This is a genomic window from Pseudomonas fluorescens, assembly GCF_002837185.1.
GTDB classification, from domain to species: Bacteria; Pseudomonadota; Gammaproteobacteria; order Pseudomonadales; family Pseudomonadaceae; genus Aquipseudomonas; species Aquipseudomonas fluorescens_AM.
Window position 1 is genome coordinate 84,838 of sequence record NZ_KZ477987.1, and the last position, 25,371, is coordinate 110,208.

Annotated in this window: 21 protein-coding genes; 13 read left to right on the forward strand and 8 right to left on the reverse strand. The window is 60.8% G+C overall.

What is annotated here, in order from left to right; translation table 11 throughout:
- Nucleotides 1–269: 269 nt before the first annotated feature.
- Both CIB54_RS04070 and CIB54_RS04075 read right to left on the reverse strand, forming a co-directional pair.
- On the reverse strand, nt 270–1,256 hold the full coding sequence (locus CIB54_RS04070) for a phosphate ABC transporter substrate-binding protein PstS (protein ID WP_017135798.1): 987 nt from the start codon (nt 1,254–1,256) through the stop codon (nt 270–272).
- A 197-nt stretch (nt 1,257–1,453) separates the two neighbouring features.
- Nucleotides 1,454–2,743 carry an MFS transporter gene (locus tag CIB54_RS04075; RefSeq protein ID WP_065953279.1) on the reverse strand — a complete coding sequence of 430 codons (1,290 nt, stop codon included), beginning with the start codon at nt 2,741–2,743 and terminating at the stop codon, nt 1,454–1,456.
- A gap of 405 nt (nt 2,744–3,148) precedes the next feature.
- On the opposite strand from CIB54_RS04075, the gene CIB54_RS04080 reads away from it, so the two are divergent.
- Both CIB54_RS04080 and CIB54_RS04085 read left to right on the forward strand, forming a co-directional pair.
- Nucleotides 3,149–3,553 (forward strand): acyl-CoA thioesterase, encoded by a 405-nt coding sequence (locus CIB54_RS04080; protein ID WP_003176975.1) that lies wholly within the window; start codon nt 3,149–3,151, stop codon nt 3,551–3,553.
- Between the two features lie 75 nt (nt 3,554–3,628).
- Nucleotides 3,629–4,528, forward strand: coding sequence for a D-hexose-6-phosphate mutarotase (locus CIB54_RS04085; protein WP_101218703.1), 900 nt, complete (start codon nt 3,629–3,631; stop codon nt 4,526–4,528).
- A gap of 119 nt (nt 4,529–4,647) precedes the next feature.
- Here CIB54_RS04085 and CIB54_RS04090 read toward each other — a convergent pair whose 3' ends face one another.
- From CIB54_RS04090 to purE, 4 genes are all read right to left on the reverse strand, one after another.
- Nucleotides 4,648–5,184, reverse strand: a complete 537-nt coding sequence (locus CIB54_RS04090; protein ID WP_065953281.1) for a DUF3299 domain-containing protein — start codon at nt 5,182–5,184, stop codon at nt 4,648–4,650.
- A gap of 77 nt (nt 5,185–5,261) precedes the next feature.
- Nucleotides 5,262–5,507: a GlsB/YeaQ/YmgE family stress response membrane protein gene (locus CIB54_RS04095; RefSeq protein WP_057006311.1), complete on the reverse strand. Its 246-nt coding sequence runs from the start codon at nt 5,505–5,507 to the stop codon at nt 5,262–5,264.
- 105 nt (nt 5,508–5,612) lie between these two features.
- The gene (locus tag CIB54_RS04100) at nt 5,613–6,698 is read right to left on the reverse strand and encodes a 5-(carboxyamino)imidazole ribonucleotide synthase (RefSeq protein WP_101218705.1); all 1,086 of its coding nucleotides are present in this window, start codon (nt 6,696–6,698) and stop codon (nt 5,613–5,615) included.
- A gap of 12 nt (nt 6,699–6,710) precedes the next feature.
- Complete coding sequence (gene purE, locus CIB54_RS04105) at nt 6,711–7,202, reverse strand: 5-(carboxyamino)imidazole ribonucleotide mutase (RefSeq protein ID WP_003195648.1); 492 nt, start codon at nt 7,200–7,202, stop codon at nt 6,711–6,713.
- A gap of 362 nt (nt 7,203–7,564) precedes the next feature.
- Between purE and CIB54_RS04110 the strand changes: the two genes are divergently transcribed.
- Nucleotides 7,565–8,215 carry a M12 family metallo-peptidase gene (locus CIB54_RS04110; protein ID WP_101218707.1) on the forward strand — a complete coding sequence of 217 codons (651 nt, stop codon included), beginning with the start codon at nt 7,565–7,567 and terminating at the stop codon, nt 8,213–8,215.
- Between the two features lie 58 nt (nt 8,216–8,273).
- Here CIB54_RS04110 and CIB54_RS04115 read toward each other — a convergent pair whose 3' ends face one another.
- The gene (locus tag CIB54_RS04115; RefSeq protein ID WP_065953284.1) at nt 8,274–9,188 is read right to left on the reverse strand and encodes a LysR substrate-binding domain-containing protein; all 915 of its coding nucleotides are present in this window, start codon (nt 9,186–9,188) and stop codon (nt 8,274–8,276) included.
- 182 nt (nt 9,189–9,370) lie between these two features.
- Between CIB54_RS04115 and aspA the strand changes: the two genes are divergently transcribed.
- From aspA to CIB54_RS04150, 7 genes are all read left to right on the forward strand, one after another.
- Entirely contained in the window at nt 9,371–10,795 is a 1,425-nt protein-coding gene (aspA, locus tag CIB54_RS04120) for an aspartate ammonia-lyase (protein WP_032884466.1), read from the forward strand.
- 392 nt (nt 10,796–11,187) lie between these two features.
- A complete protein-coding gene (locus CIB54_RS04125) occupies nt 11,188–12,633 on the forward strand; it encodes an alanine/glycine:cation symporter family protein (RefSeq protein ID WP_065953285.1) in 1,446 nt (481 codons plus the stop codon).
- A gap of 76 nt (nt 12,634–12,709) precedes the next feature.
- A complete protein-coding gene (locus tag CIB54_RS04130) occupies nt 12,710–13,687 on the forward strand; it encodes an asparaginase (RefSeq protein WP_065953286.1) in 978 nt (325 codons plus the stop codon).
- Nucleotides 13,688–13,737: 50 nt separating this feature from the next.
- On the forward strand, nt 13,738–14,730 hold the full coding sequence (locus tag CIB54_RS04135; RefSeq protein WP_101218709.1) for an AraC family transcriptional regulator: 993 nt from the start codon (nt 13,738–13,740) through the stop codon (nt 14,728–14,730).
- Nucleotides 14,731–14,862: 132 nt separating this feature from the next.
- Nucleotides 14,863–15,897 carry a histone deacetylase family protein gene (locus tag CIB54_RS04140; RefSeq protein ID WP_101218711.1) on the forward strand — a complete coding sequence of 345 codons (1,035 nt, stop codon included), beginning with the start codon at nt 14,863–14,865 and terminating at the stop codon, nt 15,895–15,897.
- A complete protein-coding gene (locus CIB54_RS04145; RefSeq protein WP_065953289.1) occupies nt 15,894–16,985 on the forward strand; it encodes a polyamine ABC transporter substrate-binding protein in 1,092 nt (363 codons plus the stop codon). Before CIB54_RS04140 ends, CIB54_RS04145 begins: the two co-directional genes overlap by 4 nt.
- A 358-nt stretch (nt 16,986–17,343) precedes the next feature.
- Nucleotides 17,344–21,969, forward strand: a complete 4,626-nt coding sequence (locus CIB54_RS04150) for a dermonecrotic toxin domain-containing protein (RefSeq protein ID WP_101218713.1) — start codon at nt 17,344–17,346, stop codon at nt 21,967–21,969.
- Between the two features lie 8 nt (nt 21,970–21,977).
- On the opposite strand, the gene CIB54_RS04155 is transcribed toward CIB54_RS04150, so the two are convergent.
- Complete coding sequence (locus tag CIB54_RS04155; protein ID WP_101218715.1) at nt 21,978–23,516, reverse strand: MocR-like pyridoxine biosynthesis transcription factor PdxR; 1,539 nt, start codon at nt 23,514–23,516, stop codon at nt 21,978–21,980.
- A gap of 87 nt (nt 23,517–23,603) precedes the next feature.
- Between CIB54_RS04155 and CIB54_RS04160 the strand changes: the two genes are divergently transcribed.
- Genes CIB54_RS04160 through CIB54_RS04170 form a run of 3 tightly spaced genes read left to right on the forward strand, consistent with a single transcriptional unit; the run spans nt 23,604 to nt 25,367 of the window.
- Nucleotides 23,604–24,242 carry an FMN-binding negative transcriptional regulator gene (locus CIB54_RS04160; protein ID WP_101218717.1) on the forward strand — a complete coding sequence of 213 codons (639 nt, stop codon included), beginning with the start codon at nt 23,604–23,606 and terminating at the stop codon, nt 24,240–24,242.
- Nucleotides 24,239–24,685, forward strand: a complete 447-nt coding sequence (locus CIB54_RS04165) for a GNAT family N-acetyltransferase (protein ID WP_101218719.1) — start codon at nt 24,239–24,241, stop codon at nt 24,683–24,685. Before CIB54_RS04160 ends, CIB54_RS04165 begins: the two co-directional genes overlap by 4 nt.
- A gap of 10 nt (nt 24,686–24,695) precedes the next feature.
- Nucleotides 24,696–25,367: a GNAT family N-acetyltransferase gene (locus CIB54_RS04170; protein ID WP_065953293.1), complete on the forward strand. Its 672-nt coding sequence runs from the start codon at nt 24,696–24,698 to the stop codon at nt 25,365–25,367.
- Nucleotides 25,368–25,371: the final 4 nt, after the last annotated feature.

The following is a 25,371-nucleotide window of genomic DNA, read 5'->3' on the forward strand; positions in this document are numbered from 1 at the left end:
GACCAATACGTACCAGCGGGTGAAACGATCCTTGAGCGCGCGAATGCGGCGCTTGCGTTGCAGCTCAGGCGTATTGAAATCAATGCGCTTGGGGGGAGAAGTCGTCGTCATGGTGGAATTGGCCAGATCATTCATGCGCACACCCTAGCGGTCCTGTATGACAGAAAGATGACAGTGCAGTGACGCAGGAAATCCGCCGCGAAGCAGGGCTGGCAGCGGATTGAAAATGAGTGATGCGGGAACCGGCGTACCGGCGCCCGCAGAGGCAATCAGTTGCCTTCTTTCAGACCCAGGTCAGCCAGGGCCTTGGCGGCAACTTTGGCTGGCAGCGGGATGTAACCGTCTTTCACTACCACTTCCTGGCCCTGCTTGGACAGCACCAGTTTCACGAACTCAGCTTCCAGCGGAGCCAGAGGCTTGTTCGGGGCTTTGTTGACGTAAACGTAGAGGAAACGCGACAGCGGGTATTTGCCGTTCAGGGCGTTTTCTTCGCTGTCTTCGATGAAGTCAGTGCTGCCTTTCTTGGCCAGGGCCACGGTCTTCACGCTGGCCGTCTTGTAGCCGATGCCCGAGTAACCGATGCCGTTCAGCGAGGAGCTGATCGACTGTACGACCGAAGCCGAACCAGGTTGTTCGTTCACGTTAGGCTTGTAGTCGCCTTTGCACAGGGCTTCTTCCTTGAAGTAGCCGTAGGTGCCGGACACCGAGTTACGGCCAAACAGCTGAACCGGCTTGTTGGCCAGGTCGCCGGTCACGCCCAGGTCACCCCAGGTTTTCACGTCGGCTTTGGCGCCACACAAGCGCGTCGAAGAGAAGATCGCGTCAACCTGTTCCATGGTCAGGTGCTGAATCGGGTTGTCCTTGTGCACAAATACCGCCAGGGCATCCACGGCTACCGGGATAGCGGTTGGCTTGTAGCCGTACTTCTGCTCGAAGGCCGCCAGTTCGGTGTCCTTCATCTTGCGGCTCATCGGGCCCAGGTTGGAGGTGCCTTCAGTCAGCGCAGGTGGCGCGGTGGCGGAGCCGGCCGCTTGAATCTGGATGTTGACGTTCGGGTATTCCTTTTTGTAACCCTCGGCCCACAGGGTCATCAGGTTTGCCAGGGTATCGGAACCGACGCTGGACAGGTTGCCCGACACACCAGTGGTCTTGACGTAAGCCGGGATCGCCGGGTCAACGCCAGCAGCCACCGCGTTGGCGGTCGCGACGCCAGCAGCGACAAACGTCATTGCCGCCATCAAACGTTTCAGTTTCATGCCTTGCTCCTAGCAGATAGGGATAGTTGGATCGGGGCCAAGTATCGAGAGGCCGTGTGAACACTCTATGTCTGCAATGTGACAGTTAGATGAAAGGCCACTATCGAAAGCGCAGGCTTGGGAACGTAAAACGGTCAATGAACACCTTCACTGTGGCGAGGGAGCTTGCTCGCTCGCCACAGGAGATCAGGGCAGTGTCAGCGGGAACGCTTCCACAGATACCCACCCACCACCATCCCCATCAAGCACAAGGCAGCAACATAGTAGGCCGGCCCCATCGGGCTTTCCTTCATCAGCAGCGACACCGCCAGCGGCGTCAGCCCGCCGAACACGGCGTAGGCCACGTTGTAGGAGAACGACAAGCCACTGAAACGCACCACCGGCGGAAATGCCTTGACCATCACGTAAGGCACCACGCCGATGGTGCCGACAAACAGGCCAGTCAAGGCGTACAGCGGGAACAGCCAGTCCGGGTGGGCCATGAGACTGTGATACAGCGTCCAGGAAGTGGCCAGCAACAATGCGCAACCGGTGACCAGTACACGACCGGCACCAAAACGATCGGCCAGGGCACCCGAGGCAATGCAACCCAGGCTCAGGGTGACGATGGCCAGGCTGTTGGCCTGCAACGCAACCGTGGGGCTGAAGTGGTAGACGGTCTGCAGCACGGTCGGCGTCATGAGGATGACCACCACGACGCCGGCCGAGAGCAGCCAGGTCAGCAGCATCGACAACACGATGGCGCCACGGTGGTCGCGCAATACCGCGCGCAACGGCAGCTCGGCGGCCAGGGTCTTGCGTTGCTGCATCTCGGCGAAAATAGGTGTTTCATGCAGCCAGCGGCGCAGGTACACCGACAGCAGGCCGAATACACCGCCGAGCAGGAATGGGATCCGCCAGGCGTAATCGGAGACCTGCTCCGGGGTATAGACCGTATTAATGGCGGTGGCGACCAACGAGCCCAGCAGAATACCGGCGGTGAGGCCGCTGGTCAGGGTACCGCAGGCGTAGCCGATGTGGCGTGGCGGGACGTGTTCGGAGACAAATACCCAGGCGCCCGGTACCTCGCCGCCAATCGCCGCACCCTGGATCACGCGCATCAGCAGCAACAGGAGCGGCGCCCACAAGCCGATCTGCGCGTAGGTCGGCAACAGGCCCATGATCAAGGTCGGCACGGCCATCATGAAGATGCTCAGGGTGAACATTTTCTTGCGGCCCAGCAGGTCGCCGAAGTGCGCCATGATGATGCCGCCCAGCGGGCGGGCGAGGTAGCCAGCGGCGAAGATGCCGAAGGTCTGCATCATGCGCAGCCATTCGGGCATGTCGACGGGGAAGAACAGTTTCCCGACCACGGTGGCGAAAAATACGAAAATGATGAAGTCGTAGAACTCCAGCGCCCCGCCCAAGGCAGACAGCGACAGGGTTTTGTAGTCGTTGCGGGTCAGCGGGCGCGACGGTTGCGCGCTGCTTGCGGGCACGGAGGACATGGCAAGGCTTCTCTTATAGTAATCATCGTAAAGGACTGCACGCCCGTGACTTGCGGCGGGTTTGGCAAGATAGCAAATCGCTTGAAAAAGCACAGCGCTGTGAAAACAGTTGCGCGCAAAAGCCCCGATACAGCGCCTATTAACCGACCAAATGAGCCTCAGGTGGTCGTCGTCGCGCCAGCGTCCCGATATACTCGCCCGTGCAAGCGCAGGAACCCCAGTCTTGACGGGCTGCTGTGCCAAAACGTTGTTGGGCGCCATCCAGCCGATTTGGCAGAGTTTCCCTTTAGTTCGCCTTACGAGAAACGCATCGAGCGGTGTATGTTGGTGCTGAAACGTTTTTCCAGAAGACGGCTATCCACTTGAAATACCCATGAAGCGTCACGGGTCAGAGGCACCTTCGGCATGATCGAACTCGAACAAGAAGATCCTATCCCGCAAGGCGATCTCGCCCTGCAAATCACTGCGCTGCCGCGTGAAACCAACGGTTTTGGCGATATCTTCGGTGGCTGGCTGGTCGCGCAGATGGACCTGGCCGGTACGGCAATGGCCAGCAAGGTGGCCGGCGGGCGCGTAGCCACGGTGGCCATTGATCGCATGGCATTCCTGGTACCGGTCGCGGTGGGCGCGCAGTTGTCCTTCTATACCCAGGCCCTGGAAATCGGCCGCAGCTCGATCCAGATGATGGTCGAAGTGTGGAGCGACGACCCGCTGTCCAGCGAATGGCGCAAGGTCACCGAGGCGGTATTCGTGTTCGTCGCCATCGACGGCAGCGGCCGCACGCGCTCGGTTCCGTCGCGCGCGCGTTAAACCTCATCGGGTTTTCACGGTCAATTGCCCCATTGCCTGCCATTGCCCATTGCCTGCCATTGAGAGAGCTTTGTTATGCCGACGCCCCACGTTGAAACCGTGAAAATCGACGCGCTGGATTGCTGGCGCATCCGCCACAACGGCGCCGAGTTGAGGGTGGCCCAACAGGGCGCGCATATCTTCAGTTATCAGCGCGACGGCGAGCAGCCGCTGATCTGGCCGAACCCCGAAGCGGTGTTCAAGCAGGGCAAAGGCATTCGTACCGGCGTCCCGGTGTGCTGGCCCTGGTTTGGTGTGTTCGACCGCAACCCGCAGAGCGTCAAGGCAATGCGCCAGAGCGATCAGCCGGCCGGTGCCCACGGTTTTGTGCGTACGGCGTTGTGGGAATTAGCCGCAACCGAGCTTGAAGGCCAGGCGTTGCGGGTGGATCTTGCGCTGCCCGTACCGGCAGGCGGCTTTCCTGGCTGGCCTCATCAGGTCGACTTGACGTTGAGCCTGGTGATGGACGACCAGTTGCATATCCACCTGACCAGCCATAACCGCGGCACTGACACCGTGACCCTCAGCCAGGCACTGCACACCTACTTCGCCGTCAGCGATGTGCGCAAGGTGCAGGTCGAAGGCCTGGATGGGGCGTCCTATATCGATACCGCCGATGGCTGGGCCGAGAAGATGCAATCGGGCCTGCTGCACTTCACGGCCGAGACTGACCGTATCTATCTGGACACGCCTGCCCATCTGAGCATCGTCGACAAGGACTGGCAGCGCCGCATCCAGCTCACCAGCGAAGGTTCGAAATCGACCGTGATCTGGAACCCGTGGACCGAACGCGCCAAGGCCTTCGATGACATGGCCGACGATGGCTGGCAGGGGATGTTATGCGTAGAGACGGCGAATGTGCTGGATGATGTGGTGGCGTTGGCGCCCGGTGAAAGCCACACCCTGGGCGTGAGCATCGCCGCTGTCGCCCTGTAGGCGAAGTTCAAAATGTGGGAGGGGGCTTGCTCCCGATAGCGGTGGTTCAGTCAGAACATGTTTGACTGGCATGCCGCAATCGGGGGCAAGCCCCCTCCCACATTGTTAGATGTTGGCTTTCAGAGATCGGACTCCTTCACTACCCGCACCTTCCCTGCGTCCAGCGCATACGCCGCGTCCGCCAGGTCGTTATTCACCTTCTCCACCTTCAAGGTTCCGGTGACCCACAGCGGCGTGTAGATATCATCCAGCTTCAAGCCCTTGGGATAGCGCACCAACACCAGTTGGTTGGGCGGCGGTGGCGGCACATGGATGCACGCGCCGGGGTATGGCACGAGAAAGAACAGCGTGCTGCGGCCCTTGGCATCGGTTTCCAACGGCACTGGGTAGCCGCCGATACGGATGTGCTTGCCGTTCATGGCCGGCACGGTCTTGGTGGAATACATCACCGCCGGCAAGCCTTTGCTCTGTTTCAGGCCGCCCTTGTCGGTAAAGGTGCCTTGGGCTTCGGGCGAGTTGTGATCGATCTCGGGCATGGCTTCGAGGGCTTTCTGATCCGACAGCGGCATCAGCTCGAGCCAGTCGGTTTCCGGCAGTTCGCCAGCGTGGGCCAGGCCTGGGGCCAGCAAGAGGAGAGTCAACAGAAGACGGCGCATGGAGAGGCTCGGCAAGTACAAGTGGCGAGCATTCTAGCCCTCTGCGCCTGCGCAGCGCAGAGGACTTTGTCGGCTGATTACTTTCTTTTGATCAGGCCGTAGATCACCAGCAGCACGATCGCGCCGACCAGCGCACCGATAAAGCCCGCGCCTTGACCGGCCTGGTAGATCCCCAGGGCCTGGCCACCGTAGGTTGCAGCCAGGGAGCCGGCGATACCCAGCAGAATGGTCATGATCCAGCCCATGCTGTCGTCGCCAGGCTTGAGGAAACGCGCCAGCAGGCCGACGATCAAGCCGATAAAAATGGTTCCGATGATACCCATGGCATTTCCCTCTGATTGGTGTGAGTCATGCCAAAGCCTAGTCAGACTTTGGCATCCTGCTATCAGAGGGACGCCGAGCCTTAATGGTTCCCACGGCGACGCAGCTTATTGTTCGGCGATCAGTGCTTCGACCTTGAGGATCTGCGCCTGCAGGGTCGCGCGGTCCTTGCAGCGCAGGTTGGCGTGACCCACCTTGCGCCCTGCCTTGAAGGCCTTGCCGTAGTGATGCACATGGCAATCGTCGATCGCCATGACTCGCTCAACCGGCGGCACCACGCCAATGAAGTTGAGCATGGCGCTCTCGCCAACCTTGGCCGTGGAGCCCAACGGCAAGCCCGCCACCGCCCGCAGGTGGTTCTCGAACTGGCTGCACTCGGCGCCTTCGGTGGTCCAGTGCCCGGAGTTGTGCACGCGCGGGGCGATCTCGTTGGCCTTGAGACCGCCATCGACTTCAAAGAACTCGAACGCCATCACGCCGACGTAATCCAGCTGCTTGAGCACACGGCTGGAGTAATCTTCGGCCAGGGCCTGCAGCGGGTGGTCGGTACTGGCCACGGACAGCTTGAGAATGCCGCTGTCGTGGGTGTTGTGCACCAACGGATAGAAGCGGGTTTCACCATTACGGGCGCGCACTGCGATCAGCGAGACTTCGCCGGTGAACGGCACGAAGCCTTCCAGCAGGCAGGCGACGCTGCCCAGTTCGGCGAAGGTACCGGCCACATCGGCAGCGGTGCGCAGCACTTTCTGGCCCTTGCCGTCATACCCCAGGGTGCGGGTTTTCAGCACGGCCGGCAGGCCGATGCTGGCGACGGCGGCGTCCAGGTCTGCCTGGGACTGGATATCGGCGAAGGCCGGGGTCGGGATGCCCAGGTCCTTGAACATGCTTTTCTCGAACCAGCGGTCGCGCGCGATGCGCAGGGCTTCAGCGCTCGGGTACACCGGCACGAACTGCGACAGGAAAGCCACGGTTTCGGCCGGTACGCTTTCGAACTCGAAGGTCACCAGGTCAACTTCGTCGGCCAGTTGGCGCAGGTGATCAGGGTCGCTGTAGTCCGCGCGCAGGTGTTCACCCAGGGCGGCCGCGCAAGCGTCCGGCGCCGGGTCCAGAAAAGCGAAATCCATCCCCAGCGGGGTTCCCGCCAGAGCCAGCATGCGGCCCAGTTGGCCGCCACCGATTACACCGATTTTCATCAATCAACACCCTCAGGCGATGCGTGGGTCTGGATTGTCCAGCACGCTGTCTGTCTGCTCAGCACGGAATTTTTTCAGCACCGCATGGAACTGCGGGTGCTTGGCGCCCAGGATACTGGCGGACAGCAACGCGGCGTTGATCGCGCCGGCCTTGCCGATCGCCAGGGTCGCCACCGGGATGCCGGCCGGCATCTGCACGATGGACAACAGCGAATCCACGCCCGAGAGCATCGACGACTGCACCGGTACACCCAGCACGGGCAGGTGAGTCTTGGCTGCACACATGCCTGGCAAATGCGCCGCACCGCCGGCACCGGCGATGATCACCTCGATGCCACGGGATTCTGCTTCATCGGCATACTGGAACAGCAAGTCCGGGGTGCGGTGGGCGGAGACCACCTTCACTTCGTACGGAATGCCGAGTTTTTCCAGCATATCGGCGGTGTGGCTAAGGGTGGACCAATCGGACTTGGAGCCCATGATCACGCCAACCAATGCACTCATCGTCGTGCCTCTTCTCTCTGGGCGCCCGCAGGCGCGTCAAAAAACAACAAGCCACGCGGGAAATCCGGCGTGGCTTGGTGTACGAAATCAGGCCGGTTGGACCGGCCGAAGGCCGCGCAGTATACCGTAATAATCCAGATAAACAGCCCCTGTCACGACCATCTGTCATCCGTTGCCACCGAGCGATTTATTGACTCTCAGGTCAGTCACTGGCGCACGCCAAAACACCACGCTCATGCCCACTCGCCAAACCGCATGACCGTCGAGAATTAATTACCACCTGGGGCAATACCTTCATTTAATAAACTCGCCGGACCCTGATTCACTATCAATAACCTGGAACTCCTTGAAAGGTTTGAAAGATGACGTCGACAACCGAAGGCACACCTAACAAACACATTACTATTATCGCCGTCCTGCATGATGACGTGACGCCGGCAAAACGAAAGACCATTTACGCTGATTTTTTTCACGCACTCGTAAAAGAACTGGAAAGCTTCGCAGAGCGGAAAATCAATGTCGTCTTCACCCAGGGCGAGCCCCACAGCAACATGGAATACAAAGGCGACGATATTGAGGACGCGGCAACACGCTGGCAAACTCTCGGCACTCAACTTCTCGACGACATGACGCAAGAGGGCCTGGAAACCAATGATCTGACCAAAGTCGTTCTCGTCACCAACGACAAATTAAATAATACGGTTTTAGGCCTCGCGAGCACGCATGGGGAAACCCAGGGCGGAACATTCGCCATCGCATCATTGGTCTCGCCAGAAGTTATCGCCCATGAGATCGGTCATTTATTAGGGGCCAGACATGACGACTCTGAAGTTCATTTAAAGCGCCGCTGGGCCAGCGGCCTTAAACTTCTAGAAGCTTGGGTATTCGGAACCTGGTACGAGGACATTAAGACGTATACCTATATGGCACCCCGCAGTAGCAGTTCCACCACTTACACGTTCAGCCCCGCCAATCGGCAAAATATCAAGAATTACCTGGCCAGCAAAGATTAATACCAACACCTCTTTTACCGTTTTACGCCCATCGCTTCGATCACTGGCCTTCCTCCGCTCATGCGGAGGAACTCACTGCGATGCCACTCTCGAGCTTGCGCCACAACAACCGCACATTGGCCTTGCGCACCAGCGCACAGCGATACAGCCGAATCTCCAGCGGCACATGCCATTGCGACCCGCCACACACCACCAGTTCGCCTCGAGCCAGTTCCGCTCGCACGCTCAATTGCGGCACCCAGGCGATCCCCAAGCCTTCAAGGGCCATGCTTTTGAGGCTGTCGGCCATGGCGGTTTCATAGATGGTGGTAAAACGCAGGGCACGCTGGCGCAGCAGCAGGTTCACCGAGCGCCCGAGAAAGGCACCGGCACTGTAGGCAAGCAGCGGCACACTGCCCTCGCCTTCAAGATCGAACAGCGGCTTGCCGTCGGCATCGGCGGCGCACACCGGGAGCATTTCGGTGTTGCCCAGGTGCAGGGAGGGGAAGATCTCGGCGTCCATCTGCATGGCGGCATCCGGGTCGTAGAACGCCAGCATCAGGTCGCAGCCGCCTTCGCGCAGGGCGTGCACGGCGTCACCCACGTTGGTGGCGACCAGCCGCGTGGCGATGTTCAAACCTTCGTTGCGCAGCTGGGCGATCCAGCGCGGGAAAAAACCCAATGCCAGGGAGTGAGCCGCCGCCACCTGCATGACCTCGCCCTGCCCGCCTTCCAGATGATGCAAATGGCGCAGCACTTCACCGAGTTGTTCGACCACCGTGCGCGCGGTGACCAGGAACAATTGCCCCGCCGCCGTCAGTTCCACCGGCGTGCGTGTGCGATTGACCAGGGTCAACCCCAGCGCCGCTTCCAGGCTGCGAATACGTCGACTGAACGCCGGCTGGGTGACAAAGCGCCGCTCCGCCGCCTGGGAAAAGCTGCGCGTTGCCGCCAGGGCGCTGAAGTCTTCCAGCCATTTGCTCTCAAGGTTCATCACTGCCTCCCACGGGAATGCACCATTTTGGCACACACGCCCGTCATGGTAACCGGGTCACATCCACATTATGCCGTTTGTGCATAGGCCAGTGTTTAACAGCATTGGCCCAAAAAGTTCTACAAGCCTAGCATTCGCAGCGTTCCGGCCAGTTCCGGGTCCCTATCGAGATGATTTCCGTCATGTCCTCTGCTGCATCTTTCCGTACAGAAAAAGACCTGCTTGGCGTACTCGAAGTACCGGCTCAAGCGTATTACGGCATCCAGACCCTGCGAGCGGTGAACAACTTCCGCCTCTCGGGCGTTCCGATTTCGCATTACCCGAAATTGGTGGTCGGCCTGGCAATGGTCAAGCAAGCAGCGGCGGACGCCAACCGCGAACTGGGTCAGCTCAGTGAAGCCAAGCACGCTGCCATCAGCGAAGCCTGTGCCCGGCTGATCCGTGGCGACTTCCACGAAGAGTTCGTGGTGGACATGATTCAAGGCGGCGCCGGCACTTCAACCAACATGAATGCCAACGAAGTGATCGCCAACATCGCGCTGGAGGCCATGGGCCACCAGAAGGGCGAATACCAGTACCTGCACCCCAACAACGACGTGAACATGGCGCAGTCGACCAACGACGCCTACCCGACCGCGATCCGCTTGGGTCTGCTGCTGGGCCATGACGCGCTGCTGGCCAGCCTCGACAGCCTGATCCAGGCCTTTGCCGCCAAAGGTGTCGAGTTCGGGCATGTGTTGAAAATGGGCCGCACCCAACTGCAAGACGCCGTGCCGATGACCCTCGGCCAGGAATTCCGCGCCTTCGCCACCACCCTGAGCGAAGACCTGGCCCGCCTGAAAACCCTGGCGCCGGAGCTGCTCACCGAAGTGAACCTGGGCGGCACCGCCATCGGCACCGGCATCAACGCCGACCCACGCTACCAGGCCCTGGCCGTACAGCGCCTGGCCACCATCAGCGGCCAGCCGCTGGTACCGGCGGCCGACCTGATCGAAGCCACCTCCGACATGGGTGCCTTCGTGCTGTTCTCCGGCATGCTCAAGCGTACCGCCGTGAAGCTGTCGAAGATCTGCAACGACTTGCGCCTGCTGTCCAGCGGCCCACGCACCGGCATCAACGAGATCAACCTGCCGGCACGCCAGCCGGGCAGCTCGATCATGCCCGGCAAGGTCAACCCGGTGATCCCGGAAGCCGTCAACCAGGTGGCCTTCCAGGTGATCGGCAACGACCTGGCGCTGACCATGGCGGCCGAAGGCGGCCAACTGCAGCTGAACGTGATGGAGCCGCTGATCGCCTTCAAGATCTTCGACTCGATCCGCCTGCTGCAACGCGCCATGGACATGCTGCGCGAGCACTGCATCGTCGGTATCACCGCCAACGAAGCGCGCTGCCGCGAGCTGGTGGAGCACTCTATCGGCCTGGTCACCGCGCTGAACCCCTACATCGGCTATGAAAACGCCACCCGCATTGCGCGTATCGCCCTTGAAAGCGGTCGCGGCGTGCTGGAACTGGTGCGTGAAGAAGGCTTGCTCGACGACGCCATGCTCGACGACATCCTGCGCCCCGAAAACATGATCGCTCCACGCTTGGTCCCACTGAAGGCCTAAGTGTTTGTTGCACCGCTCACCAGGTTGAGGGACTAGACACCTCTCACCTTTTGAGGGCCTGAAGGCTCGTTCTTCAGGCCCTTTTTTTTGCCTTGAGGTTGCTCATGACGCTTATAAAAAATCCAATATCGCACCGCTTACCCACCTCCCCTGTCACCGCTTCGCTGAAACCTTTAATCAGGCCGTGCAGACGGATCACGCTCGCCTAGGTATAGTGCCGCCCCTCTTCGCGTCTGCGGCAATCGGTAACGAGGCCCGGATACCACGCGAAAGCGCATGAATAACAACACCCGCAAAAGGATCGGGATCGAAGCGTCGTGCACTGCCTGGTGCCGAGCGATGTATCGGACCGTCCTGCGTTTGCCATTAGAAAAATCAGCGAGGAACACTCCATGCTCGAAGTCATCAACGACTTCCTCTCAGGGAAAGTACTGATCGTGCTCATTGTCGGGCTCGGCGGTTATTTCACGATCCGCTCGCGTTTCGTTCAACTGCGTCACTTTTTCCACATGTTCTCGGTGTTTAAAGACAGCCTGAAAAGCAGCTCCGGTCAACTCAGCTCGTTCCAGGCACTGATGCTCAGCCTGGCGGGCCGCGTCGGTGCCGGTAACATTGCCGGCGTCGGCATTGCCGTGACCCTGGGCGGCCCGGGTGCGGTGTTCTGGATGTGGGTCACTGCGTTGGTGGGCATGTCCTCAAGCTTTATCGAGTGCTCCCTGGGTCAGCTGTACAAGCGCACCGATGCGGAAGGTACCTACCGTGGCGGCCCGGCCTATTACATCCAGCACGGCCTGCACAAACGCTGGCTGGGGATGGTCATGGCGTTCCTGCTGCTGGTGACCTTCGGCTTTGCCTTCAACGGCCTGCAAGCCCACGCCGTGACTCACTCGCTCAATAACGCCTTCGGTCTCGACACCACCTATACCGGCCTCGCGCTGGCGGTGTTGCTGGGCCTGGTATTCATCGGCGGGATCAAGCGTATTGCGTCGATTGCCGACCTGCTGGTGCCGGTCAAGACGCTGGTCTACATCGCAGTGACCCTGTACGTGATCGTGCTGCAATTCGACCACGTGCCGGCCATGCTCGCGACCATCGTCAAGAGCGCCTTCGGCCTCGACCAGGCCTTCGGTGGCCTGGTGGGCAGCGCGATCATCATGGGCGTGAAACGCGGCGTGTTCGCCAACGAAGCAGGTTTAGGCAGCGCGCCTAACGTGGCGGCTGTCGCTTCGGTAGAACACCCGATTGCCCAAGGTGTGGTGCAGGCATTCAGCGTGTTCCTCGACACGTTCGTGATCTGCACCTGCACCGCGTTGCTGATCCTGCTGTCCGGTTTCTACACCCCGGGCTTTGAAGGCGACGGCATTGCCCTGACCCAGAACTCCCTGGCCGCCGTGGTCGGTGACTGGGGCCGCATGTTCATCTCGGTCGCCCTGGCGTTGTTCGTGTTCACCTCGATCATGTACAACTACTACCTGGGCGAGAGCAACCTGCGCTTCCTGGTCGGCAACAACCGCAAGGTGCTGATGGGCTATCGCGCCTTGGTGCTGGTGCTGATTTTCTGGGGTTCGATCGAGAACCTGAGCACCGTGTTCGCCTTCGCCGACATCACCATGACCATGCTCGCGTTCGTCAACCTGTTCGCCCTGGCGTTCCTGTTCAAGATCGCCATGCGCATCCTCAACGACTACGACAACCAGCGCGCAGCGGGCATCAAGACCCCGGTGTTCGACTCCAGCCAGTTCCCTGACCTGGATCTGGACCGCAAGGCCTGGCCGGCCAACCCGGTAAAATCCGAAGCAGCGCCGTCGCCTGAACTGAGCGCCCAGGCGCAACGTTAATCACCGCTAGATGACACGCCGCCCGGCCTTGGGCATGCTCTGGGCCCGGCGGCGTTTTTCGTTCAGGAGATTTTTCATGCAACCAGCCAACAACGTCATGGTGCTCTACACCGGCGGCACCATCGGTATGCAGGCCAGTGCCAATGGCCTGGCACCCGCTTCCGGTTTTGAGGCGCGTATGCGCGAGCAACTGGCCGACGCACCCGTGCCCACGTGGCGCTTCCGGGAGATGTCGCCGCTGATCGACAGCGCCAATATGACCCCTGCCTACTGGCAGCACCTGCGCAGCGCCGTCGTCGAGGCCGTGGACGACGGCTGCGACGCCGTGCTGATCCTGCACGGCACCGACACCCTGGCCTACAGCGCGGCGGCCATGAGTTTTCAACTCCTCGGTCTGCCGGCACCCGTACTGTTCACCGGCTCGATGTTGCCGGCAGGCGTGCCCGACAGTGATGCCTGGGAAAACGTCAGCGGTGCGCTGACGGCACTGGGGGAAGGCCTGGCACCTGGCGTGCAGTTGTATTTCCACGGCGCACTCATGGCGCCAACCCGGTGCGCGAAGATCCGCAGCTTTGGTCGCCATCCGTTCGCAGCCTTGCAACGTAACGGCGGCGTCTCCCAAGCCGACATGATCCCTGCTGCCCTGCATTACCGCCAACCCAAGTCCGTCGCCAGGGTCGGCGTCCTGCCGTTGGTGCCGGGCATCGCCGCCGACCTGTTGGATGCGCTGCTCGACAGTGGCATCCAGGCGCTGGTGCTCGAATGCTTCGGTAGCGGCACCGGCCCAAGTGACAACCCGGCCTTCCTGGCCAGCCTGCAACGTGCGCAGGATCAGGATGTAGTGGTGGTTGCGATCACCCAATGCCATGAAGGCGGCGTGGAACTGGACGTCTACGAAGCCGGCAGCCGCCTGCGCGGTGTGGGCGTGCTGTCCGGTGGCGGCATGACCCGCGAGGCGGTATTCGGCAAGCTCAACGCCCTGCTCGGGGCCGGGTTGCAAACCAGCGAAATCCGGCGCCTGGTGGAACTGGACCTGTGCGGCGAACTGAACTGACCGGCATGTAACTTGCTCCACTTCCAGCCTACCCAAGGCTGGAAGTCCCCATGCTGCACTCCCATCTCACCACCCTCAATGCCGTGTCCCTGGTGCTCAGTACCTTCGAGGCCGAAGGCTTGCCCCATGAAGCGTTATTGGCCGGCAGCGGCATCCGCGCAGCGGACTTGCGCCGCGCCGACACGCGTATCGCCACGCACCAGGAGATGCAAGTGTGCGCCAACGCCGTGGCCCTGCAGCGCGATATCGGCTTGATCGTGGGGCGGCGTATGCATGTTTCCTCCTACGGCATGCTGGGCTATGCCCTGCTCACCAGTGCCACTTTCGGTGACGCTTTGCGCCTGGCCCTGCGTTATCCGGCGCTGCTGGGAACACTCTTCGAACTGCGCCTGGAGGAGGACGGTGAACGTGTCTGGTTCACCGCTGGCGATTACCGCGAGAGCCCTGCACTGACGGCCTTCAATGTCGAATTGTGCCTGGGGTCGCTGAAGGTGATCTGTGACGACCTGCTTGGCCATCCACTGCCCTTGTTGGGCGCTCGTTTCGAGCACGACGCGCCGGATTATCAAGCGCGTTACGTCGAGAGCTTCGATTGCCCACTGCAGTTCCAGGCCACGGCCAATGCATTCGCCTTTGATAAACGCTGGCTTGCCCAACCTCTGCCACTGGCCGACACCGTGACCCACCAGGCCATGGTCGAGCGTTGCCGGAAACAGAACACCGAATTCACCGGACGCGAGGCATGGCTGGGGCGGATCCGTCAGTTGCTGGCCGCGCAACTGCATGCCGCACCCGGGCTGGATGGCCTGGCCCGGCAAATGAACTGCTCCGCACGCACCCTGCGTCGACACTTGCACGACCTGGGCTGCAGCTATCAGGAGCTGCTCGATGAGTTGCGCTTTGAACGCGCCAAACAGCTATTGGCTGACGGCCTGTGGCCAATCCACCGGATTGCCGAGACGCTGGGGTTCAGCGAGACGGCCAGCTTCAGGCACGCGTTCGTACGCTGGAGCGGCGTAGCGCCGAGCCAATTTCGCGCATGACGCCCCAATCAGGGGCCAATTGCGGACACATAAGTTGGCCATATTTATCCCCTTTTGGCCGCTCCTGCCATTCTCATAAACCGCGTCCGCCGCAAGACTGCAGGCACCGATACCGCCTGCGGAGAACAATAAATGCTGACGATCTACTCGGACGATCACCACCTGCACCACGGCCGTTGTGAATTGATGGACGGGCAACTGATGCCCTGCTTTGAAATGCCCTCGCGCGCCGACCACGTGCTGCAACGCGTCAAGGACCGTGACCTGGGGCCCGTGCAGGCCCCGCAGGACTTCGGTCTGGCGCCGCTGCAACGTATTCACAGCAGCGACTATCTGGACTTCTTCAAAGGCGCCTGGCAACGCTGGACCGAGTACGGCCAGGACGGCGACCTGTTGCCCTACACCTGGCCCGCTCGCACGTTGCGCCGCGTGATTCCCGCCAGCCTGCACGGCCAGCTGGGCTATTACAGTTTCGATGGAGGCGCGCCGATCACCGCCGGCACCTGGCAAGCGGCTTACAGCGCGGCGCAAGTCGCCCTCACCGCCCAGGCCGCCATCGTGCAAGGCGCCCACAGTGCCTTTGCGCTGTGCCGCCCGCCAGGGCATCACGCCGCCAGCGACCTGATGGGCGGTTATTGCTACCTCAATAACGCGGCCATCGCCGCCCAGGCGTTCCTCGATCAGGGCTGCAAAAAGGTCGCCATCCTTGATGTGGATTACCACCACGGCAACGGCACGCAGTCGATTTTCTACCCGCGTAGCGATGTGCTCTTCACCTCGATCCATGGCCATCCGGAGGCAGAGTTCCCCTTCTTTCTCGGGTATGCCGATGAGCTCGGCGAGGGCACGGGAGAAGGGTTCAACTTCAACTATCCGTTACCGGCCGGCGCCGGCTGGGAAACCTGGAGCGCCGCGCTTGAACAAGCCTGTGCCGAGATCGCGCGCTACGGTGCCGATGTCATCGTTGTCTCCCTGGGCGTGGACACCTTCAAGGACGACCCCATTTCGCAATTCAAGCTGGACAGCCCGGACTACCTGGCCATGGGTCGTCGCATCGCGCAGCTCGGCAAGCCGACGCTGTTTGTGATGGAAGGCGGCTACGCCGTAGAAGAAATCGGTATCAACGCCGTCAACGTGCTTGAAGGTTTCGAGGAAGCAGCCCAATGAACATACTCAAATCGCTCGTCCTGTGCGTCGCTGTCGCCAGCGGCGCGGCACAGGCCGAAGAGAAAACCCTGAAGGTCTACAACTGGTTCGACTACATCACCCCCAAGGCCCTGGAGGACTTCAAGGCGCAGAACCCGTCGATCAAGCTGGTGTACGACATCTTCGACACCAACGAGGCGCTGGAAGCCAAGCTGCTCACCGGCAACTCCGGCTATGACGTGGTCGTGCCGTCCAACGTGTTCCTGGCCAAGCAGATCGAAGCCGGCGTGTTCCAACCCCTGGACCGTAGCCAGTTGCCCAACTGGAAGCACCTGGACCCCAAGCTGATGAAGCTGATCGAAGCCAACGACCCCGGCAATCAGTACGCCGTGCCCTACATGTACGGCACCATCCTGATCGGCTTCAACCCGGCCAAGGTCAAGGCGGCCCTGGGCGACAACGCGCCAGTGGACAGCTGGGACCTGATCTTCAAGGAAGAAAACATCAGCAAGCTCAAGCAATGTGGCGTCGCGCTGCTGGATTCGCCCTCGGAGATCCTGCCGCTGGCCTTGCAGCATCTGGGCCTGGACCCCAACAGCAGCAACCCCAAGGACTACATCAAGGCCGAAGCACTGCTGATGAAAATCCGTCCGTACATCACCTACTTTCACTCCTCCAAATACATGGCCGATATCGCCAACGGCGACATCTGTGTGGCGGTGGGTTATTCCGGCAGTTTTTCCCAGGCCGCCAACCGCGCCAAGGAAGCCAAGAACGGCGTGACCGTGGATATGCGCCTGCCCAAGGAAGGCGCGCCGATCTGGTTCGACATGCTCGCCATCCCCAAGGGTGCTAAAAACCCGGGCGACGCCCACACGTTCATCAATTATCTGTTGCAACCCAACGTCATCGCACCGGTCAGCGACTTTGTCGGCTATCCCAACCCGAACAAGGACGCTACCGAGTGGGTCGACCCGGCGATACGCAACAACCCCAACTTGTACCCGACCGACGCGGCCATGACGACGCTCTATACCCTAAAGCCCCTGGACAGCAAAGCCGAACGCGCCAGGACAAGGGCCTGGACCAAGATCAAATCCGGCACCTGAAACACCTTGATTTGACGGGCGCCTTCCAGTGCGCTCGTGAAGGTGGGCCTATCTAAGCACCGCCTCTCTGTGTGGCCGCGCCCTAGCATGGAACGCCTAGCCTTTACCTCAGGCTAGTTCCACCAAACGGCCAGACAGGGAAGCCTCACCATGAACGCCGCCGCTTCAACTACCACGCCCACCCACACACCGCGTCCGAATGCACCGATAGCGCTGCTCACGCAGCGCTCTAGCGGCGCGTCGTTCAGGGAGACTGCGACCCCGCTGCTGCTCAAGGGTTATGAAAAGTTTCCCTGGCCATCGCTACCTTGCACAGCCTCAACGCCCGTCCAGGCCAGCGATTGCAGAGGAGCAACACATGCCCAACGACCGACTTGACAACAATCATCGCCCCCCCAGCACCTATGAACTGCTCACCCAGTTAACCACCGGGCCCACCACCCACGAGGTCGCGGCCGCCACGTTGCGCTCGGCACTCAGAGAACTCTACCCCACCCTTAATATCGATCCCGACCTGGCGATGGTGGTCAGCCCGCGCTGGCATGTCGTGGGCAGCGCTGTCGAACCGGCGCCAGCCGTTATCCAGTCCCTGACCTCGGTACTGGCTCATCAAACGCTGACCAGCGAGCGGGTCACTTACATCGATGGCGAGCACTTCCTCACGCTGCAGCCGAACGCGGCGGCGCCTGTGCACCTTGCGGTGAAGATCGATGCCATCGCACGCTTGATCAACGAGTTATCCGACTTGCTGTTCATCGCTTTTCAGGAACAGCAACTTAACTTCTGGAACGCCTCCGACGACAGCAGCAGGCCACGCTGGCAGACGTTTTCCAATTCGCTGAGGAAAGTGTGGAATGTCACCGAAGAGCAAGGCCTGGATGAGCACCATGCGGCCATGGCCCGTGAAGTGTTCCAGGAACCGGACCGGGGCAGGCGCTCGCTCAATGATCGCTACAAGAGTCACGCCTACCTGGTTGACGTCGACCTACTGTGGGACGGCGAGTCCACCCACATCAGTTTCCTGGACATCGCCGTACTGGTTGGCGAGCACGACGAGCGCCAATTGGTCCTGACGCACTCGCTGGTCAGTGGCTATGAAACCTTCGAGTCACTTGAAGCGTTCGGCGCCTCATTGCCAGCCCGGCTCAGTGCGCCACAGCGCGATATCACGTTGCAATGGCGCCTGTATGAGCCCGCCGGCAACTTTTTCGACACACTGGCCTGCACCCTGATCGCGCTGCAAATCCGCGCCATCGGCAGTTACAGCCAAGCCGCGGTCGATGAGCCGGCAGAGGACCAGCCAAGCCCTACCACCGTCGCCCGCATTGTGCCCAGCATCGAAGAGATGAGCGATCACCAACTCTCGAGTATCCGCGAGGTTCATCAACAACTGCCCGACTGGCTGGCCTCGGCGTCGGACTCGGACACCGCCGCCTATAGCCGCTACATGATCGACCTGGCCCAACTGCATGCCCACTATCGCGGCGAAACATTCCAGGACGGCATTGCGCCCATTCGGGACTATGCCCGCACACAACTGCAAAGCCGCATCCAGGCGCATAAAGGCGGTGCACGCCTGAACCTGGACAAAATCGAGGTGGTGATCGAAAGCCCGGTGGTATGGGGCACCTTCGTCGTGCCGGGCAGCGTGGACATCACCCGTCGCGGCCTGATCGATCTGACGTTGGACAACCTCACCGGCCTGCCCACCGGCAACACCACGGTGCACCACAACGACGATAACAATGGCGTCCCCAGCTGGCTGACCTTCCGCTATTTGAAAGACCTGATCGAAGACATTGATATCGGCGAACACTACCCCGCACTGATCAAACAGAAACTGCTCGATGACCCGGTGCAATCCAGTCACCGCCAACAGCTGTATATCAGCCATCTACGCCTGCAACTGCCGCTGCTGGCCCTGCAAATGAAAATCCGCAGACAGGGCGCGATCGATGAGCGCGGCTACCGTTACGTTGCCGCCGTGATGCACACCGATGAATACGACCGCCACGTAGACGGGCAACTCATTGTTATCCGCGCCCTGGCCTTCGTGCCCACATTGCGGCCCGGCCATGAGCGCGACGTGGTCGCCAATATGTTCGTGATCGGTCCAAGGGACGCCAACGCCGGCCCGTGCCTGCTTTATCGCCCGTTGCTGGAACCGGTGCTGGTGCAATACCCGTCACGGCAAAACCTGCTGTACGCGATCAAACATAACCGCCCCTTGCGCGAATCGGTGCTGGCCTGGCTGCCGCAAGCGCAAAGCTTCAACTACGCCCAATACGTGTTCCCCGACACCTTCCCCTCGCCCTGGACGGTGGTGCGAGCCCTGGTCGAGCCCCTCACCCTGCTGTACATGAGCGGCCCCGTGGCCCTGGCCGATCAAGAAGTGGGCAATGACGCCCTGGCAACGCTGTTCAAGGCCAACGCCACCGCGATGGTCGAATTGGCGGACCGCCAGTCGGTGTCCACTGTACAGAAGCGTTGGGCGACGTTTCGACACACCGGCTGGCAAATATTCAACGCGGCCCTGCCATTCATGGGCCGTACCGTCGGAATAGCCGCCTGGGTCTGGCAAATCATGGACGACCTGCAAGCCACCGAGGAAGCCGTGGACAAGGGGGATCAACAAGCTTCGTGGACAGCGTTAGTGGATGTATTCCTCAACCTGGGCATGGCTTTGACCCTGCACATCGCCCTACGCCATCCTCGCCCGCTGGAACAGTTCGATGCGCCGAAGGGCAAAACTCAATCCGAGTCAAAAACGATCGAAACCGCCGGTAAACCACCGGTTACCAAGAAAAAATATAAAGCTGTGCAACAAGCCAATATTCCCGACAGCCAACTGCCCGCCAAGCACCAAGGCGCCGTACACATCCTGGGGGCCCTGAGCCATAGCCGCTTGGGCCTGGCCAAGACACTCGACAGTTTCAATATCGCCAAACCCGATAAGCTTGGCGAGCAAAACAAAACGCCTGGGCGCCACTTGAATCTGTATCCACTTGCGGACAAGTGGTATGCACCGGTTGCCGCGCGTTGGTTCGAGGTGAGGGTGGATGAAAACGACATTGTCATCATCATCGACCCGAAGGCACCGTTGCGTACGGGCCCGCCGCTGATCGGCAATCTGGCGGGCCAGTGGTACGTTGACATCCGCTTACGACTGCGCGGCGGCGGCCTTCGGAACCGTCAGCGTGCGGTCAAGGTCAACCAGCCTGAGCGCATTGCGGCACTCATGACCCAGCTCAACGCCTTTGATGCGGTCGCCGCCAGACAACAGCTGGACGTGCTTGAGTCAAAGCCTGCACTGGACGCCGCCCCCGGCCCTTCCACGGACCTGCTGCGTACAGCGTTCATAGGTAAAGCCGACAACCGGCTGACGGCGTACGATGAAGCGATCAGTCAGCTGAAATCCTTGAGCATCATCGATGCCGTGCCCACCTACCAGCGCAACATGAGTGAATACCTGAAACAGCAAATACAACTGTCTCAGATAGTCGTGGAGCAACAATTGGTGGGCTATAGCGAGGCCTTGAAGGCTTCGTCCCCCATCCTCGACGCCGAAACAGGCATTGACTATAAAAACCAGGCGCGAAGCGCACAAACCCTGTCCACCTTGAACCTGGCAATCATCAAGCGCCTGGAGTTCATCAACAACCGTTTCAGCGATCTCAAAATGCTGGGAGATGAAGGCGCAGCGGTCATTCAAAAAACCATGAGCGAGTTGCCCCCGCTCACCCTCGCTGAGCTCAAATCCCTGGAGATCGGCTTGGGTCGCTACTTGTGTATCGATGAAGAGCAAAGCCAGATCCCTGCCACGCTGCGAGAGCAGATGAACCAGTGCGTCGATACAGCCGAACTTAACGTCGAGAGTTTCACCGAAATCATGGAACGGGGTAGCGACACATCGCTGGATGAGCGCATTGACGTGCTCAACAGCCTGGTCGAGCAATTTTCCAGCGCAGACCAACGTCTGCTGGACATGCATGCCGACCACCCGCAGTTTCTGCTGAAAACTCGCCTGGAGAGCTTTCGACAGCAAATTGGCGAGTTCAGCCGGCGGGCCGTTCACGACCTGGCGCATCTGCTGCGCGAGAAAAAAGCCCTGGAACCCAAGCCCGGCAGCTCAAAGGCCACGCGCGCGCCACGGCGCAAGGTGATCACGACACGCTACGATGGCATTCTAATAGCCCAGCCCCAAGAGTCCGACAGTACGCTGGTCGATGTCAGGACGTCCGTGACGGGCAAGGTACTCGCTACGTTTCATGAAAAAACCCCAGGCGTCTGGGTCAAGCGGCAAAAGGTCACCCCGCCACCGCCACCGCCTGCCACGGTGGACCTGGATACCAGCATCAACACCGGACAAACGCTGTTGGATGCCGAGCAGGCTGAAACCCGCAAGTATCAGGGCTTCTCACGTAAACCCTGGCACGCGCCCCAGGATATCCAAGATATGTACGAGGCCTACGCCAAAAAACTGGAGGATGTGTCAAACGACATCGAGCAAGCGCTGACCCGACGCAATCTCACCGAAAGCGACCATACTTCCGCCGCGTCGACCAAGCGCAACCTCAACGACGCAGCACAGCGGCTTTATCGCCTGGGTAGAACAACCTACATCGACATGATCAAACAGCAGCCGCCCACGGCGGCGCGGGTGGAGTGGCTGCGTAGCCAAGGGCTGATAAGTATCAGCAAAACCTTCAGCCGCCGCGCCGTCAAAGGGCCTCCAAAGGGCTACCTGGACGAGTACGAGGTACGTGATAAAGAAACCAACGCCGTGCTGTGGTACGCGCACTTCCACTATGCAACGAAAGGCGCCGCCCTTGAGAGATTCCATAAGGCCCACCTCAAGACGCGTGAACAACAGCGCCTGAGTGGCTCTCGCCAACGCACCGGACCCAGTGACTGGGAAATGATAGAAATCCACCGCAGCAGCATCGGTGATCAACTGGCCAAGTCGCTGTTCTTCAACAGCTGATCACCTTTTTATGCCTGCCATACCTGGCGCAAACGGGCCAGCGCCTGCGCGATGGCCGCCTCGGGCACGGCGGCAAACCCCATCACCAGGCCCGCGCGCTGGTCCGGTGGTGGGCTTGTGCCAGCCAGCCAATAGCTACTCAAACCGTTGATCTCAACCTCTACCGCACGGGCCTGCGCGAGCAACGCCTGCTCGCGGGCCAGGCTGTCCACTCGCACTGTCAGGTGCAGTCCGGCCGCAACGCTGGGCAAGGCGCCGACGCCGGGCAACCCATCGGGCCAACCGGCCAGCAAGGCATTGCGACGGCTCAGCGCAGCGCGACGCATTCGGCGAATGTGGCGTTGGAAGTGCCCCGCTGCCATGAACTCAGCCATCACCGCCTGGGTGCTGACTTCGGAATGGCGCATGTCCACGGCGCGGCGCCGAGTGAAGGCTTGCACCAGGCCCGGTGGCAGCACCAGGTAACCCAGGCGCAACGCCGGGAACGCCACTTTGCCGAAAGTGCCCACGTATAACACGCGACCACTGCGGTCCAGCGCCGCCAACGGCGACAGCGGCGCGCCGGTGTAGCGGTACTCACCGTCATAATCGTCCTCCACGATCCAACCGCCCGAACGCTCGGCCCAGGCCAGCAACTCCAGACGCCGGGCCAGGCTCATCACCACGCCCAACGGATACTGATGGGAAGGTGTGACATAGGCCACACGACAGTCATGCAGAGCGTTGAGCACCTGGCAATCCAGGCCCTCGCTGTCAACCGGCACGCCCTGCAATCGTCCACCAGCCAGGGCGAATGCATGGCCTGCCGCACGGTAACCCGGATTTTCCACCGCCACCCCATCACCCGGCTCAACCAGCAACTGTGCACAAAGGCTGATCGCCTGCTGTGCCCCACTGGTGATCACAATTTGTTCAGCCGTGCACTGCATACCCCGTGAGCTGCGCAGGTAGGCGGCAATCAAACCACGCAGGCGGCCGTCACCTGCTGGATCGCCATAGCACAGCTGTTCCAGGTCAGGTTTGCGCCAGAACGCCCCGTTCAGCTTGGCCCATACCTCAAATGGGAACAGATCAAAGGCCGGTACGCCCACCCGAAATGCCCGCGGTGGCCCCATGGGAGGCTGAGGCAGGTGGTGGTTTTTTACCCGCGCCAAGCCCGTGCTGTGGATAACTTGATCGTCCAGATCCTCAGGCAAATTCGCCCATTTTGTGGATAAGGCTGGGGATAAGCCTGTTGAAAACCCTGTGGATACTTTTGTGGATAGTTTTTTTGGCCTGGGCAATTGGGCTACATAGGTGCCATCTCCCACCCGACTCTCGATAAACCCCTCGGCATACAGCTGATCGTAGGCGCGCACGACGCTGTTTCGGGAAATCGACAATGCCGCCGCCAGATCACGAGTAGCAGGTAACCGCGTACCACTGACCAGCCGTCCATCCAGCACTCGCTGGCGCAGGGCTTCATAGAGTTGGCGCGTCAGGCCCTGGCGTCGGTCCAGTTCGATACCGGCAGGGTTGAAGGATAACGGCGGCGAAAGGAGCGGCATATTGGACCTATGGAAATAGCGCTAGATGGCTCTTACAACGAACCAATAGCCTGCCTACGATGCAGGCATTCGCCAAGGAAAATTTCCATGTACACACCCCGCGCCTTTGCCCTCGATGACTTGCCCCAAATCCAGCAACTGATCCAGCACACCCGTCTGGCGCAGTTGGTGACCGTGGGAGAAGATGGCCTGCAAGCCAGCCATCTGCCACTGCTGCTCAACCCCGATGAAGGTCCCAACGGCACGCTTTACGGGCACCTGGCCAAGGCCAACCCGCAATGGCGCGAGCTGCAAAATGGCAGTGAGGCGCTGGTGATCTTTGCGGGTGCCGACGCCTATATCAGCCCGGCGTTTTACCCGGCCAAAGCCGAACACGGCAAAGTGGTACCGACCTGGAACTACATCGCCGTGCACGCCTATGGCAAGGCCGAGGTGTTCAGCGACGCCGAGCGATTGCTCAAGGTGGTCAACGCCCTCACCGAGCGCCATGAAAGCGGCCGCGCCCAGCCCTGGGCAGTCAGCGACGCGCCGGCGGATTACATCGACGGCATGCTCAAGGCGATCGTCGGCTTCGCCCTGCCCATCGAGCGTGTGATCGGCAAACACAAACTCAGTCAGAACCGCAGCGCGGCCGACATGGCAGGCGTGCGCGAAGGCCTGGCCGCCAGTACCGATGTGCACGACCAGACCCTCGCCCGCTTTATTCCCCAAGGAGTTACACAATGACCCGGATCGACATTCGCCAAGTCACCGCCGCCGACCACACCGCCTGGCTGCCGTTGTGGCAGGCGTATTTGAAGTTCTACAACACCGAACTGCCGGACGCCGTCAGCCAAAGCACCTGGCAACGCCTGATCGACGCCCGCGAGCCGACTCATTCGGCACTCGCCTGGCAGGACGGCAAGGCAGTGGGCATGGTCAACTTCATCTACCATCGTTCCAACTGGAGCATCGAGAACTCCTGCTACCTGCAGGACTTGCTGGTGGACCCCGCCCAGCGTGGCACTGGCGTGGGCCGCAAGCTGATCGAATTCGTCTACGCCACCGCCAAGGCCGATGGCTGCTGCAAGGTGCACTGGTTGACCCACGAGACCAACGCCACCGCGATTCAACTGTACGAACGCATCGCTGAACGCCCGGGTTTCATCCAATTTCGCAAAGGTCTTTAAGGAGCGCAGCATGGTCACTTCCCCCGCCGACTGGAAAGGCGCCCCCGCGCCTGCCGCGCAACTGCTTGAAGGGCGCTTTATTCGCCTGGAAAAGCTCGACCCGGCGCGCCACGCCGAGCAACTGTGGCAAGCCCTCGAAGGCCCCGGTGCCGACCCGACGTTGTGGGACTATTTGCCCTACGGGCCTTTTGCTGAGCGCAGCGCCTTCGATGCCTGGCTGAACAACCATGCTGCCAGCAGCGACCCGTATTTCTTCAGCGTGGTCGACCGCGCAAGCGGCCAGGTCCAGGGCATCCTCAGCCTGATGTCCATCGTCCCCGCTCACGGGCGTATTGAAATCGGCCACGTCACCTTTGGCGCACCGATGCAGCGTTCGCCAAAAAGTACCGAAGCGGTGTACCTGCTGGCCAAGTACGCGTTCGAACAGGGCTACCGCCGCCTGGAATGGAAGTGCAACAACGGCAATGCGCGCTCCAGGTATGCAGCCGAGCGCCTGGGGTTCAGTTTTGAAGGCGTGTTCCGCCAGCATATGGTGGTCAAGGGGCAGAACCGGGATACGGCGTGGTATTCGATGCTCGACTCGGAATGGCCGAAGATTGGCGCGGGGTTTGAGGCGTGGTTGTCGGAGGAGAACCAGGCCGGTTCCGGTCAGCTCAGAACACTGGCCGAATGCCGAACCTGAACCT